Here is a 14,225-nt window from a genome sequence, read left to right on the forward strand (position 1 = left end):
TCCTCCTCTAAAGCGATTCTTCCTTTTTTGCAGTCTCAAGATTCTACTTTGAGATTAATTGCGGTTGATGCTTTGGTCCGCATCGGAGCTTATTCTTCCGGTAAGTCTATACTCGACCTAGCCAATAAAAACAAAGATCCCGAACTTGCAAAAACGTATGCGATGGCTTTAGGAAAGCTTAAAGTTCGTTCTGCGGAATCGTATTTGATCAAACTCGCGCAAACAACTGAACCGTCTCCTACATTGGCGGCTTCTTATCTTGCGTTGGGAAGAATTTCGAGTAAAAAAGCGATCCCGATCTTAGTCCAAGGACTTGCAGGGGATTTTGATAAGGGAAGTGAAAATTGTATGAACGCTCTGATCGAGATAAACAGTTCAACAGCGATTACATCTACAATTCCAATTTTAAAACATAAAAATCGGGACATTCGCTATCGTGCCGTGAATGTCCTTTCGGAAATTCCTTCTTTCGAAACGGGACCCAAAGTTCTGAAAATCCTTGAAGGAAACGATCCGGACGCAGTTGCGCCCGCCGCTTTGGTTTTAGGAAGAATTCATTTTAATTCGGCGCGCGTAGCGATCGAAAAGAATTTGACAAATTCTAAATTACCCGACCGAGAAATGATTGGGCGTTCTCTGGGTTATTTAGGAGATAAAAAAAGCATTCCAGTTTTGTTGAATGTTCTCAAAGAATCGGAAGGCGAAGGTAGGTATGGAGCGGCCTGGTCTTTGGGCATTTTACATGCGATCGAAGCTTTGGATGATTTGATTGCCGCTTCCAAGTCCTCTGATCCAAAGCTTTCTTCTATAGCTGTGGAATCGCTCGGATTATTAGGTTCTTCGAAAGCGCTCCCTACTCTTGTTGAAATTGCGGAAAATAATCCGGATTCCGCACTGGTTGTTGTTTCTACGATTGCGTCGATTCCTGGAAAAGAATCCCGTAAGATTTTAGAGAATTTTGCGCAGAAGAAAAATATTTCCTTACAGCAGGTTGCAATTTCTGAGTTAGGAAAACGAAAGGAACAAGCAAGTATTCCCGTTTTGATTAAAATTTTGGAGGAAAACCGAGCTGTAAGTTCTAAACTTTTGATGACTTCTCTTTCAGCGATCACAGGAAAGAACTTTTACTCTCGGAACGAATGGCTGAACTGGTATAAACTCAACTCGAAGTAAGTCACATTTATGTTTCATTCTAAAACGATCCTATTTATTTTGATGGGATTTATAGTTCTCGGTTCGTTCTGTAAAACCTCCCCTTCAAAGGATCCCTGGATTGTTCCTTCTCTTGAGGAAAATGAAAAATTATTTTTAGCTCCTTTGAAAATCGATGAATTCAATTCTAGAGATTTGGGAGGTAGGCATTATCCTGCATCGAACGAACTTAGAATCGATCTTTTCAAACCTTATATAAAAAATTTAGAAGGTGGTTATCTCGGAGTTGGAACCGATCAGAATTTTACCTTCATTGCTTGGGCGAAAAGTAAATACGTATGGTTAATGGATTTTGATTATACGATTTGTCTGATCAATCGGATTCATCTTTTATTCTTTAAACTTGCTTCCGATCCGGAAGCGTATCGGGAACTTTGGTCCCGAAGAAATAAAAGATCCTCCTTTGAGCTTATAAAGAAAGAATGGGAAAACGATTCCGAATGGCCTTTGATTCAAGAAGCATGGGAAATAGCGCATAGAGGTAAATCCGATGTTCCTCAAAGATGGAACGAGCTCGATCGAACCTCTGAGAGATTCGGTCTTAAGACTTTTATCCATTCCAAAGAAGAATATACCTATGTTCGTAATATGATTCTTCAAGGAAGAATTCAAGTTTTGAAAGGCGACATCAATGCCGGAAAAAGCATGAAATCCGTTGGAGAAAGAGCGGCAAGGTTGAATATTCCGATTCGAGTCGTATATTTGTCCAATATCGAAGATTATTTTTCTTATACTCAGGGCTTTCGAGACAACTTGCTTGGTTTACCCACGGATGAAAAAGGAATCGTTTTAAGGACGATGCAAAACGGGACAAAAGAAGAATATGGATCTCCGGACGGAGAAAAAATTCCGGTTGATTATCCTTTGCATTATAATATTCAGTCTCTGAAAAATTTACAGGATTGGATGTTGTTGCCAGGTCATCTTCATAAAGGAATTTTAATGCAGTTTAGGACTCCTATTCAAAAAGGTTTTTCCAGGATTCAAAGTGAACCCGTAGAAACGTTGAAATGAAATCGATTGGTTGGAGGTTTTTGATTTGTTTTTGTACTATTTTAAGTTTTATAGACTGCCTTTCGAAAAGTCAAAATCCGAAACGAGACGCGAATCGTTCGGAAAAAGTTGCATTAAAAAATTGTAATTCTTTATTCGGTATATATGCTTTCACTTACGGAAAAAGCCCGTATCCGGATCATTTTTTAAACGTGAAAGAAGATGAAGGAAGTCGTGAGATCGTTTATCTTTTCTATTTGATTCGGATTCCTGGGAAAAGGATTTTAATTGATTCAGGTTTCTTAAATGAATCTTACAAAAAGAAATTCGGTTTTACAAGTTTTGAAGAACCGGATCGTCTGTTGAAAAAATGCGGAATCGACCCGAAAGAAATTACGGACATTGTACTAACGCATTTTCATTTTGATCATGCGGGAGGAATTTTTTTGTTTCCTTCCGCAATTTTACACATTCAAAATCACGATTTGGACCTTCTTCAAAAACAATCTTATTTTCCCAATCAGTCCGTTTATTTAAACTCTTTGATAAAGACCGGCCGTATTCATTCGTTTGACGGAACGTATTTCTTATTGCCGGAAATGAGGATTCTTTTTGCGGGTGGACATACTCCTGGATCTCAGGCATTGGAATGGGTTGCGACGTCTGAGAAACGGTTTTTATTTACGGGTGATGAGTGTTATCTCGTTGAACCGTGTAAGAACGGAATTGGACTTACAAGCGAAGCGGCTTTTTCTTTAAAACGAAATCGAGATTTTATAGAATATGTTCGAATCTTGAGCGAGAAAGGAACCAAAATTCTTACCTTGCACGATCCTGCAATTTTACTGGAAGGTGAAGAAATTGTTCCAGGTGTTCGATTGATTGAGTTTTTTTGATACGGAACGCGTTATTTGTACTTTTATTTAAAAAACGTGAATTTGGCATAACAAATACGAAAACATTTCAATTATGGAGTTTGCGGGCGATTCACCCAAACTTTCTTATATTGAATTCACGTTAATTTAGAGGGAATCTGACGAAATCAGTTACAATCATTTGGTAAATTCGTAATATAATACAGGAGTTCCCGCATTCAGAGAACTGATGACAGTGTTGCGGGAATGCCGCTTATACAAAAAACAATTTTGGGACAGGTTCAAAGTAAAGTTCATTTCTTTTCGTTTAACAATTCGTCTTCTACAAGTTTTTCCAAAATGATCAAAGGCAAAGACCCACTGCCCAAAACGACCGAGTGAAATTCTCGAATATCGAAGGTTTTCTTTTTATGAATTTTTACTTTTTCTCTGAGTTCGAGAATTTTTAGCATCCCGATTTTATATGAACAAGCCTGACCCGGATACACAACGTATCTTTCTATCTCCGCAGTTACGTCTTTTGGAGCCATTCCAGTATTCTGCATCATATAATAGATTGCTTGTTCTCTAGTCCATCGTTTATAATGTAATCCGGTATCCACTACAAGTCGAACGGCTCTGAACAATTCCGCTTGAAGTCTCCCTAAATCTGAATAAGGGTCCTGAAAAAAATCGTAATCCTTTGCAAGGCGTTCCGCATACAAAGCCCAGCCTTCCACATAAGCCGTAAACGTAATTGTATTTCTAAAACGGGGAAACCCTTTGAGTTCCTGCATGATTGCGATCTGAAGGTGATGCCCCGGAATGGTTTCGTGATAAGTCAAAGTTTTCATTCCGAACTTTGGAATCTCTTTTGTATCCCTAAGATTTGCATAAAAAATTCCGGGTCTTGAACCATCTAACGCAGGTTCGTCGTAATATGCTCCCGGTGCGGTTTTTTCCTTAAAGACAGGAATTCTATCCACTTCCACTTTACTTTCCGGCATTTTAAAAAATAAAGATTTCGCTTTCTCTTCCGAATCCTTTAGGATTTTCTTATATTCTTCCAAAGCCTGCAACTTACCTTTCTCATTGTCTGGAAATAAAAATCGGGAATCCTTCCTGAGTTCGGACATTGCATTGGGGATGGATTGATTTTTTCCGAGATTTTTCAAAATCGTTTTCATTTCGTTTTGAATTCGAGAAACCTCAGATAAGCCGATATTATGGATTTGTTCCGGATTTAATTCAGTCGTGGTATGTTTTTTTAATTCGTGGGAATAATAAGTGTCTCCATCCGGAAGTTTCCAAACACCGGCTTTTGAATCCGCGCGTTTTTTTTGTTCTAAAAATAGATTTAGCAATTTTGAATAGGATGGATAAACTCCTGATTCGATCGATCGCTGAACACGCGTTAAAGATCGATCCTTTAAATCCGAGGAGATAGAGCTTATTTTTTCGATTTTTTCCCCGAACGAAGTATAGAGAATATTCTCCTTTGCCGGAACTCCGATGAAACCTTCTACTTCCGAGATCAATCGATCCAAAATGAAATCGGGAGGAATAATTCCCTTTCTATCCCTATATAAAATTCCTTCGATGAGTTGATCAATTTTTTTAGGAACGACTTCGAGTCTTGCGATGTAATTTTCCACATCTTGAGAAGACTTGATCGGATGCTGAGTTGCTAAAAAAGTCGGAAGTTGACTTTGAACCCCGAATAGCTGATTTGCAGGATAATCGTGAAATAAAAACTTTTCACCGGAAACTTTTAAACGAAGAGACCATTCTAAAATTTCAAAAGAAAGTAATTCCTGTCCCGATAAATCTTCTTTTCCATACGATAGAAGTATTTCCAGATTCTTCTTTGCCTTTTCCAAATCTTGTTTTTGTCTTTCAACCGATATATTGGTAAGTTTCTTTTGATAACCTTCGATTCCGAAATTGTTCAAAATTCCAAGAGAAGTCAGATATTCCGGATCATTTAAAACAGATTCCCAAAAGATCTTTTCATAAAACAAGGCGAGTGTTAGAGGTTTGAAAAAAATCGTATGTAGGAACAGAATTAAAATTAAGGAAAGTAAGGTTAAAATTCCAAAAAGAATCCTTTTAAAAAGAGAAGATTCCGACATAGTAAAACAAAATAAGAAACGTTCGAAAAAATGAAAATTTTATTTTTGTAAAACAAATCAAAATCATAAACTTTTACGCTCTAACACTTAAGAAATCAATAAAAAAGATTCAATTTTCGAACTCCAATTTCTTTCAAAATTCCATTTTATTTGTAAGAATTCCTACCAGGGCGAATTTATAACCTTGTGCTATGATCCGTAGCAAAAGCACTGAGTCCAGAAAAACTCAGGTGAAACGTTTTTTACGAAAGTGTTTCAATTATGAAATTTGTGAGCGATTCACCCAAACTTTCCTATATTGAATTCGCGTTCATTTAGAGAGAATTTGAACGAAATTAGTTACAATCATTTGGTAAGTTCGTAATATAATATAGGAGTTCCCACATTGAGAGGACTGATGACAATGCTGCTCCTACAGAAAACAGTTTTAGGACAGTTCTTAAGATCAATATTAGAGTTGTTGAAAAATTAATTCTTTATCCGTTTCTGCTGCATTGAAATGGACGTTTGAAGCGGTTTTGTTAATCTGAATCATGGAATTTTTCAATAACTCTATTGTTCAATACTCAAACAATCACTTTATAAATTTTAATCGAATGAACATCATACAGTTTTAAAGATTGAGGGCATCTCTATAAAATGAATTTTTCATCGAACGATCACCTTGAAAACGGTGATTCATCTAGAAATTTAATTTTAGAATCTGCATCTTTGGATTTTATAGAGATGTCCTTGAGGTAATTTATAATTTTTTAAATTAACGGAATGATAACTAAAAGAATAAAAGAAATCAATAACGTCCAAATTCCGGCGGAAGACAAAGAAAACCAAAGAGAATTCTGCCATTGTATCAAAGGCGTCGCAACGAATAAGATCATTCCTAGGTAGGAAAGTGCGGGAGAACGATCGTAGAGGTGTTTTTGCCATTCGATAAACCCTTCTTTAAAATCTTTTACATCTCCCCGAAATTTTAGGTCCAAGATCAATTCTCCGATCCAACCTGAGATAGAAAATATCAGAGCCCACAAAAAAAATAAAATCGAAACATATAACGGAATTGCTTCGAACTTAAGAAAAATATGAACTACGAAAAAAAATAATCCCAAAAACGGCAAAGCAGGATAAAGAATTTTGGTTCTGAAAAATTTACTTTCAGTCGCAAAACGAAAAAAAGAAATCGAATTCCGAACCTGAAACGATCCGCAGAATACGCACTGGATCGACTCCACTAAGATATGTGTACCACAATTCCTGCAGAATCGCTTCTTCTCGTTCTCCATTTGGCGATAAAAGATCAACTCTGATTGATAAGTTGATAGATCAGCCGACGTAAAAAGTCAACATCCGGAGTTCCACTTTTTGGAAAAGGTTTATTATTGATGAATAAAGTCGGAGTGGAATTAATTTTCAGTTTTTCAGCCTCGTCTACTTCACGATTGATATGATCTCTGATTTTGGTAGAACTCATACAAGCACGGAATTGATCCATCTTCAAACCGCTCTTTTCAGCAAGACGAGTTACAGTTGCTGCAGTGTGCATTACACCCGCCTCATTATCATCATAAAGACCTGTGTAAACCGGATAAAATTTATTTTGCTGATTTGCACAAAGTGCTGCGCTAGCAGCGATGCAGGAACTCGCCTCCGGGGATTTTCTTCCGACAAGACGATTACAATTTCCGTCCAATGGAAAATTCTTATAAGCCACTTTGATGATTCCTTCGTATTCGTTTAGAAAAGATTTTAGAATCTTACTCGTGTGCATGCAATGACCACAATTAAAATCCGCATATTTCACGATCGTAATCGGCGCATTCAGATCACCAAGAATGGGTACGTCTTTCAAATCAATTTGAACCGTCTGAGCCGTTTCAAATTCTTTCAACTGCTCGGGAATGGATTTTTCACCATCTGCACTGCCGGAAACCAGTCTAGTTCCACCCGTGGAAATTCTTCCTCCATAAAAACCGAGGACGAAAAAAGAAAGGATCACAATAAGAAAATTTACGAAACTTCCACTAAACGAATTCAGAACCGCCCGGATCGATTTATCGGAAAGGGATTTAAAAACGGGAAAGTTTACCGCAAGAAGTGCGATCGTTATGACATAAGTCGCAACACAAAGACCGCATAACGCTTTTATTACTCCTACGGAAAGAAAAAACAGTCCTAAATCGGCTATAAGTCCAAGAATCAAAACATAAAACGCAAATCTTAGATTTTTTTCCGAGGTTTCTTTTTTAATTTCGGAAAACACGAAAAGAAAACCCACAAAACCGTAAAAAACGAAACCAAATAACGCAATCGGAAGATCTCCAAGACCGGGAACATTTCGAATCGCAGAGTAAGCGCTTTCGGAAACCTTATCGCAAGAACCGGATTCGCTGAGTACATTGCAGAGAGTTTCTCCGACCGAAGTAGGATCGCCGTAATATTTTTGGATAAGCAAAAAAGAAAAAATCAGTCCTAATGCGGAAAGAATGATCGATATTTTATTTTTAGATAATTGGCTCATGAATGTCCCCGATCCTGTAAGATCAATTACCTTTATGTATAGTTCCTTTCCAGGTGAAAAGAAAAATCTAATTTACTCTTTAAGTTTCCTTAAATGGAAGAAATCGCTTTTGCAAGATCCAGTTTTCCTTCGTACAAAGCTTTTCCCGTAATCACGCCGTAGAGTGGAATTTTAGTTTTGAGAGAAGAAAGATCCATAAGATCTTTAAGAGAGGAAATTCCACCGGAAGCGATGACTTGAAACGGATAAGAATTTAAGATTTCTTGGTAAGCTTTCAAGTTTGGCCCGGCAAGAGTTCCGTCCTGAGCAATATCCGTAAAAACAATATGTTCGATTCCCGCTTTTGCGAGACGATCCATCAGATCTCGATAACGAACTCCCGAGTCTTTCTCCCAGCCCGCAATTTTTACGATCCCATCTATTGCATCTACCGCGACGACAACTCTTTCTTTTCCATAGTTATCAAGTGCAAATTTTAAAAGATCCGGATCTGTTACGGCGGCCGTTCCGAGAATAAAACGATCAATTCCAATTTTATCGTAATAAGCCAATTTTTCTTTGTCTCTAATTCCACCGCCTAATTGTACTTTAAGTGAAGTCGTTTTACGGATTTTCAAGATGGAATCTTCATTGATACCGAGTTGATTTCTAGCACCGTTCAAGTCCACAAGGTGAAGTAAGGTCGCTCCGTTTTTAGCAAAACCTTCCGCAAGTTTCCAAGGTTCGGAAGAATAAATTTTCTTTTCCTTGTAATTTCCTTTGAATAAACGAACTGCACAATTATCGAATAGATCGATGGCCGGAATGATAATCATACGAAATGAATGAAATTCTCCAATAGTTTAAGTCCGTGAGTATGAGACTTTTCGGGGTGGAACTGAGTTCCGAAAATATTATCCTTCTCCACAACGGCCGGAAATTTCTCTTGGTAATAATCGCAAAGTCCAGTAATCGCATTTCCCTCTGCGCTTGTCGGTCTGTAAGAATGGATGAAATAAAAAAAAGACTGATCGCCGATTCCCTTTAAAAGAATACTTTTATCTTTTCTACGAATTTGAAGTCGATTCCAACCGATATGAGGAACTTTAAAATCTTTTCCCTGAAATTTTTTGACCTTTCCTTTGATATATCCCAAACCTTCAATCTGCTCTTTTTTAGTAACTTGAGTAGTTTCTTCTGAAGACTCGAAAAGAATTTGAAAACCTATACAAATCCCGAAAAGAGGTTTTCCGGAATTTACGTGTTTATCGATCGTTTCTCGAAGTCCGGTCGAATTCAAATTCTCCATAGCCCGATCAAAATGCCCATCACCGGGTAATATTAGAGCTTTTGAATTTTCGATTGTTGTTTTATTGTTCGTATAAACGAAATCTTTTGTATAAAGAGATACGGCTTTGATACAGGAATGAATGTTTCCCATTCCGTAATCTAGAATAGCTATCATTCCAAAACTCCTTTTGTGGAAGGAATCACGCCTGCAGTCGCCGAGTCTTGTGCGATCGCCATTCTAAGAGCTTTACCTAGAGCCTTAAAAATAGATTCGTGAACATGATGTCTGTTATCTCCGTAATGAACAAATACGTGCAGATTCATCTTTGCATTTAATGCAAGTTTTTGTAAAAATTCCAAAGAAAGTTCCGCATCATAAATTCCGAACTTACCCGTTAGCTCGGGACCGGTGTATTTAAAAAAATACCTACCACCTAGATCCACGGCTACGGTTGTAAGAACTTCATCCATAGTAAGAGTAAAATGTCCGTATCGAAAGATCCCGGCCTTGTCACCTAACTGTTTGTGAATCGTAGTTCCCATTAAAATCGCAGTATCTTCTACGGAATGGTGACAGTCGATTTCGATATCCCCTCTCAACCAAAGATTTAGATCAATTAATCCGTGTTTGGAGATATGAGAAAGCATGTGTTCAAAAAAAGGAATCTCTGTATCGAATCGATACTGACCAGTTCCGTGGAGATTCATTTCTAATTTGATCTCGGTTTCGGAGGTTTTTCTTTCTGCTTTCATTCTAACTGGATCATAGAATCGGATCAACCTCCGTGTCAATGAATTCCAAAATAATGAATGACGGAAAACCCAAACCTTCCGAGATTGTAAGAGCGGTTTCTCACTGTATTGCCGAAGTGGCGGAATTGGTAGACGCACTGGCTTCAGGTGCCAGCGATCGCAAGGTTGTGGGGGTTCGAGTCCCTTCTTCGGCAGCAATAAATTAAGAACAGAAACATGGACTCGAAGCTTGCGAGCGAGAGAGTTTTTGAGCTTCCATAAGAAGCGAAAAACGCGACCGAACCACATGGATGTGGTGAGGCAAGTTCGAGACGTCGTGGAGCTTAAATCGCTACGATGGCGATCTGCGTAGCGACGAGTCCTTCTGCGATCTCTTATTTAATACTTAAAGTTTCTATTCGTAGTTCTGCAATTTCAGTTTTCAACTCAAATTAAAAATCCCCATCTATGTTTTTAATTCCGCGGGAACATCACATTAGTTCTCTTCTGATCTTGACAGCCTCTGTTTCTGTCCCGGTTAAACTCCAAAAATTTTAGAAATGAACTTCGCTAAAATTCGTTTTCATTTCCCATAGATCATACTTACTCCGTATTGAAACTTTTCTCATTCTCCCGAGAAGTTTGCCTTGGTAGTTCAATCGCAGAATAGATTTGTGAGATTTCAGATTTCAACATGATTGCAAATTCTCTTCTAAGGTTGAGCTTTTTAAAATCATAATAGAGTTGTTGAAAAATTAATTCTCTGTCCGTTTCTGTTTCGTTGAAATGGATGTTTGAAGCGGTTTTGTTAATCCGAATCATGGAATTTTTCAATAACTCTAATGTGAATGCAATTTCGAGGTAAATGTAGGGCCTGAAACAATTCGTCTTTGATGGAATCTTTTCTTGAATTTATCCAATGAAATCTATAATAGGGCCAGATCGCTTATAGGAAACGGAGATTTGAATTGGTTTCAAAGAAAGCGACCAACGTAAAGAAAATTGCAAATAGTGAATCGGGAAAAAATGCAGATCCTCTCAATCCTAGGAAAGAACCTTCTCGAAAAAGATCCATCAATCGAGTTCAAAGGATCTTAGACGTGGTCGTCGGACTTTTGGAAAAGAATGGGGTTGAAGCAATTACCACGAACATGATTGCAGCCGAAGCAAGTATTCCGATCGGCTCCTTATATCAATATTTCCCGAATAAACATGCTGTTTTAAATGCAGTCGGTCAAAGACATTTGGAAAGAATCAATTCGATGCTTTCCGAAATTTTTCAATCCGACCTTAAGGGAAAATCTTGGGAAGATTTGGTCGATTTAGTAATCGATTCTTTTGCAAACTTTTATCTCACAGAACCCGGTTTTGCCCCTCTTTGGTCTTCGATGAAGCAAGATCTTAAGTTGGTCGAAATCAATCAGGAGAATAATTTAAAAATCTCCGAAAACGTTTCTACGATTCTTTCTCAATTTAACGTGAATCTTGCCGAAAATAGAATTATCTCAAAAATTATCGTGGAAGTTACTGACGCAATTTTAAACCTCTGGATCCGAGAGCAAAAGGATAAGGGATTTTCGGACAAAATAATCATCGAATTAAAGATCATTTTAAAATCTTATCTGACTCGATACTTCCCCGGAGGACAAAACTACCTTGATTCGGATTCTTCTTTTTGAATTTCCCTTAACTACTTTTTTCGTTTTTTTAATGGTCGTGACTTTTTTTATCGTGAACATTTTTCTTCCGGAACATCTGATTCGACAATATTTCTTAAATCATCCCGGACAAATTCAACCCGTATCTTGGATCGGAGCCGTATTTTATCATGGAAGTTTAATACATTTATCCGGGAATATGTTTTATCTTTTTTTCCTGGGAAGAGCCGTAGAATACAAAGCAGGAAAAGGAAGATGGCTTTTGTTCTTTTTTATGGCCGCTTTAATTTCTTCCCTATTGGATTCTTTTATTCGTGGAGTCATCTTGCACGATTCGACTCCGGTGGTCGGTGCTTCGGGAGCTATCTCGGGCATAGCCGCAGTAGCCGCATTACTTTCTCCGTTTTCTCTTCGTTTCAACCATAAGAATATTCCATTTCCGGTTTTTTTAGTAGCATGGATTATGGTTTACTCGGACATTACGAACGTTTTTACCGAAGACGGGGTTGCACGTTGGGCCCATTTAGGCGGTTTTATCTCCGTCATTTTTGCGGCCTATTTTTTAAAACCTACGGAAAGAAAACAGCTTCATTCCGGTTTTATTCTCAACTTAATCTTTATCATTTTGGCTTTAATCCTGGCGTTTTTCTATTCAAGCCGCTGATTTTTTTTAGCTTGTAGGTCGGCTCAAAACTTAAAATGTATGAGTTCCTACAATTTTTTAAACGGCAAGGAAACGTCTCACAAAAGCGATAAAGCCGATAGGGCGTAATCTGCGGGCCCTCTTGCATTTTTTAAAACTTGTCGAATCGTTTTTTCTTCCCAAATCCATTTTTCCATTTCTCGTTTTCTTTGCTATTCGAACGCATAGAAATAATCTATGTAGTAAGTTTTTCAAACTTACCGAAGATCTCTTTTCAGGTTTTGGGAAAAACTCCTAGATCAAATCCATATCAGAACAACAAATCGAAAGCATACTTAAGTAAACGATTTCATCTTACATATTTGTTTATAACCAACCTTACCGGCCGAAAGCTTTGCAACCGGGATAAAAATGATTGTCAGCAAGGAAAAAGTATCAGCCCCTGTTAGGAAATTCGGAGAACCAATCATCCTTGAGCAAACACGGTTTTTTTCAAATCACTCAAAAACTTTTCTTGAGAAAAGGAGACGAACTTCTAATTCTCAGAGACCGTAAATCCGGCCTGGGAGACCTTCCCGGTGGAAGAATGAACGAGGATGAATTTTTTGAAGATTGGAATCTTAGCATAGAGCGCGAAATTGAAGAAGAATTAGGCCCGCAAATCAAAATCAAAGTTTTTCCGAAACCTTTGTTCGTTCACAAACATAAGGTCAACGAGGGAAATTTCCCCTGCATTATCATCGCCTACCACGCCAACTTTCTCGGAGGAGAAATTATCCTTTCTGACGAGCACGATTACATTGCCTGGAAAAACGTTCGAACGTTCGAACCTAATCCTCTGTTTACCGAATATATGCTTGATGCGGTAAATTTATATCTTAAGGAGTATGCCTCTTTAGTGCGCTAGAAAATATGTCTCCATTTTGGAAAAATGCAACCGTGTCCTTGATTTTAATACCGGTGTTTTTAGGAATTGCTTATATTTTTTCCGGAAAACAAATTTCATCAGAACAGTACAATAAACTTACACAGAAGGAATATCAGGTTCTCTCAAACGGTTACGATCGAAACGCCGGAAATATCGTTGTGATACAACCGGAATGGAAATTAGAAAATTTTTCCTCTGAGGAAAGATTCCTCAAATCGATCGAACTTCCTCTCAAACAAGCCAGACAAAAAGGGTTTCTGAAAAAAAGCACCCTTGTTGTTTTTCCTCCACATACGGGAAGTTTTCTGTACTTTTTAAATTCTCGCCAGGAAGTTTTCAGAAGTAACACTTTGGAAGAAGCATTCAATTTTATTAAATTAGAAATTTTTCTTAAATCCACGATCGGATCGAATACAACAAGAAAATCGAATCCTTATGAGGAAGCGAGCGCAGCCTATTTAAGAATTTTTTCCAATCTTTCCAAAACCTACGGGGTTTACATTTTGCCGGGCTCTATTCTTATGCCGATTGGAAAAGTAGATCCGGAAAGTCCTAATCCTGAAGTTTGGCAAGAAGTTGTCTATATCTTCGATCCGAATAAACAAATTTCTCTTAAAGATAACATTCTAGCTCGAACTCCCACGGCAATGTGGATGAAAAATTTAGCGGCTTTGAGATCTCCGGAAATTGCGAATGCTTCCGGCGTAATGGAAGACAAATCCTTAACAATCTATCAACTTCCGTTTGCAAGATTTGGAATCTTTTATCTGGACGATTTTAAAAATCCAGAATTTCAAGAAAAAGTGAAAAAAACTTTTGTTTCAAGGTTAATCGCTATTGGTGAAAATTCCTCCGAAACACAATTAAAAGAGTGGGCGACAAAATCCAATATCGAATCCACAATTCGAACAATTCCTTCGGGTTCCTTTTTAGACAAAAACTACGGCGGAGGAAGCTACATCAAAACTAGATATGGTTTTCCGACCCCCGGCGTGAATAGTAGAGAGCCTTTGTTATTAAATCTGTTTTTATAAATTAACGTGAGTTCGGCATAACAAATGCGAAAGCAATTATTATGCTACGATCCATGGATTCGTATGATTCTTGGGCGTAAGACGGTTCCGAATGTGGTATTCTTGATTCGACGAAGTTAAGAAAGCCAACTTTAAGAAACGAAAACATCTCGCTTTTTATCATAACCTTACCCACAAATACTTGGATCTGAAGATAAATCTGTCGGAATTACTACAAATCCTCTGTGAAACTTACGCCCCACCCTGATTTTGGGT

General features: G+C 37.9%; 13 protein-coding genes and 1 tRNA gene (1 of these 14 only partly in view). 8 read left to right on the plus strand and 6 right to left on the minus strand.

The genetic code is table 11. The features are described 5' to 3' along the window. The 3 genes in view from CLV95_RS10265 to CLV95_RS10275 are tightly spaced (at most 9 nt apart) and all read left to right on the plus strand, a layout consistent with a single transcriptional unit that may run on beyond the window. A protein-coding gene (locus CLV95_RS10265; RefSeq protein WP_002732706.1) for a HEAT repeat domain-containing protein crosses the window boundary here: on the plus strand, positions 1 to 1,173 show its 3' portion. 312 nt of this gene lie to the left of the window's left edge; only the last 1,173 of its 1,485 coding nucleotides appear in the window; the start codon falls outside the window, past its left edge; it ends in the stop codon at positions 1,171 to 1,173. Positions 1,174 to 1,182: 9 nt separating this feature from the next. Next, positions 1,183 to 2,226, plus strand: a complete 1,044-nt coding sequence (locus CLV95_RS10270) for an LIC_10091 family lipoprotein (RefSeq protein ID WP_002724665.1) — start codon at positions 1,183 to 1,185, stop codon at positions 2,224 to 2,226. Beyond that, the gene (locus CLV95_RS10275) at positions 2,223 to 3,101 is read left to right on the plus strand and encodes an N-acyl homoserine lactonase family protein (RefSeq protein ID WP_002724658.1); all 879 of its coding nucleotides are present in this window, start codon (positions 2,223 to 2,225) and stop codon (positions 3,099 to 3,101) included. The genes CLV95_RS10270 and CLV95_RS10275 overlap by 4 nt, the downstream gene beginning before the upstream one ends. Before the next feature lie 272 nt (positions 3,102 to 3,373). Here the strand turns inward: CLV95_RS10275 and CLV95_RS10280 are convergent, their stop codons facing one another. The 6 genes from CLV95_RS10280 to hisB all read right to left on the minus strand — a co-directional run bounded on the left by CLV95_RS10280 (position 3,374) and on the right by hisB (position 9,767). Continuing rightward, complete coding sequence (locus CLV95_RS10280) at positions 3,374 to 5,191, minus strand: DUF885 domain-containing protein (protein WP_002732509.1); 1,818 nt, start codon at positions 5,189 to 5,191, stop codon at positions 3,374 to 3,376. Positions 5,192 to 5,943: 752 nt separating this feature from the next. After that, positions 5,944 to 6,471: a hypothetical protein gene (locus CLV95_RS10285; RefSeq protein ID WP_002724652.1), complete on the minus strand. Its 528-nt coding sequence runs from the start codon at positions 6,469 to 6,471 to the stop codon at positions 5,944 to 5,946. Positions 6,472 to 6,485: 14 nt separating this feature from the next. Next, positions 6,486 to 7,706 (minus strand): vitamin K epoxide reductase/DsbA family protein, encoded by a 1,221-nt coding sequence (locus CLV95_RS10290; RefSeq protein ID WP_002732644.1) that lies wholly within the window; start codon positions 7,704 to 7,706, stop codon positions 6,486 to 6,488. Positions 7,707 to 7,795: 89 nt separating this feature from the next. Continuing rightward, a complete protein-coding gene (gene hisA, locus CLV95_RS10295; RefSeq protein WP_002724674.1) occupies positions 7,796 to 8,521 on the minus strand; it encodes a 1-(5-phosphoribosyl)-5-[(5-phosphoribosylamino)methylideneamino]imidazole-4-carboxamide isomerase in 726 nt (241 codons plus the stop codon). After that, entirely contained in the window at positions 8,518 to 9,150 is a 633-nt protein-coding gene (gene hisH, locus CLV95_RS10300; RefSeq protein WP_002724660.1) for an imidazole glycerol phosphate synthase subunit HisH, read from the minus strand. Before hisH ends, hisA begins: the two co-directional genes overlap by 4 nt. Then, a complete protein-coding gene (gene hisB / locus CLV95_RS10305) occupies positions 9,147 to 9,767 on the minus strand; it encodes an imidazoleglycerol-phosphate dehydratase HisB (RefSeq protein WP_016749353.1) in 621 nt (206 codons plus the stop codon). Before hisB ends, hisH begins: the two co-directional genes overlap by 4 nt. A gap of 71 nt (positions 9,768 to 9,838) precedes the next feature. On the opposite strand from hisB, the gene CLV95_RS10310 reads away from it, so the two are divergent. The 5 genes from CLV95_RS10310 (at position 9,839) to CLV95_RS10330 (ending at position 13,970) form a co-directional block, all read left to right on the plus strand. After that, positions 9,839 to 9,922: transfer RNA gene (locus tag CLV95_RS10310), tRNA-Leu, on the plus strand. A gap of 753 nt (positions 9,923 to 10,675) precedes the next feature. Then, a complete protein-coding gene (locus tag CLV95_RS10315) occupies positions 10,676 to 11,386 on the plus strand; it encodes a TetR/AcrR family transcriptional regulator (RefSeq protein ID WP_002732719.1) in 711 nt (236 codons plus the stop codon). After that, positions 11,364 to 12,029: a rhomboid family intramembrane serine protease gene (locus tag CLV95_RS10320; protein ID WP_002728635.1), complete on the plus strand. Its 666-nt coding sequence runs from the start codon at positions 11,364 to 11,366 to the stop codon at positions 12,027 to 12,029. The genes CLV95_RS10315 and CLV95_RS10320 overlap by 23 nt, the downstream gene beginning before the upstream one ends. Positions 12,030 to 12,480: 451 nt before the next feature. Beyond that, positions 12,481 to 12,915, plus strand: a complete 435-nt coding sequence (locus CLV95_RS10325) for an NUDIX hydrolase (RefSeq protein WP_002732758.1) — start codon at positions 12,481 to 12,483, stop codon at positions 12,913 to 12,915. A 5-nt stretch (positions 12,916 to 12,920) separates the two neighbouring features. Next, entirely contained in the window at positions 12,921 to 13,970 is a 1,050-nt protein-coding gene (locus CLV95_RS10330) for a hypothetical protein (protein WP_002732748.1), read from the plus strand. The last annotated feature ends 255 nt before the right edge of the window (positions 13,971 to 14,225 follow it).

The organism is Leptospira borgpetersenii serovar Javanica, from assembly GCF_003046425.1.
GTDB lineage: Bacteria > Spirochaetota > Leptospiria > Leptospirales > Leptospiraceae > Leptospira > Leptospira borgpetersenii.

Coding starts and splice junctions, on each gene's coding strand:
- CLV95_RS10330 (WP_002732748.1), top strand. CDS start 12,921: ATGTCTCCATTTTGGAAAAATGCAACCGTGTCCTTGATTTTAATACCG.
- CLV95_RS10280 (WP_002732509.1), bottom strand. CDS start 5,191: ATGTCGGAATCTTCTCTTTTTAAAAGGATTCTTTTTGGAATTTTAACC.
- hisA (WP_002724674.1), bottom strand. CDS start 8,521: ATGATTATCATTCCGGCCATCGATCTATTCGATAATTGTGCAGTTCGT.
- CLV95_RS10285 (WP_002724652.1), bottom strand. CDS start 6,471: ATGGAGAACGAGAAGAAGCGATTCTGCAGGAATTGTGGTACACATATC.
- CLV95_RS10270 (WP_002724665.1), top strand. CDS start 1,183: ATGTTTCATTCTAAAACGATCCTATTTATTTTGATGGGATTTATAGTT.
- CLV95_RS10275 (WP_002724658.1), top strand. CDS start 2,223: ATGAAATCGATTGGTTGGAGGTTTTTGATTTGTTTTTGTACTATTTTA.
- CLV95_RS10290 (WP_002732644.1), bottom strand. CDS start 7,706: ATGAGCCAATTATCTAAAAATAAAATATCGATCATTCTTTCCGCATTA.
- hisH (WP_002724660.1), bottom strand. CDS start 9,150: ATGATAGCTATTCTAGATTACGGAATGGGAAACATTCATTCCTGTATC.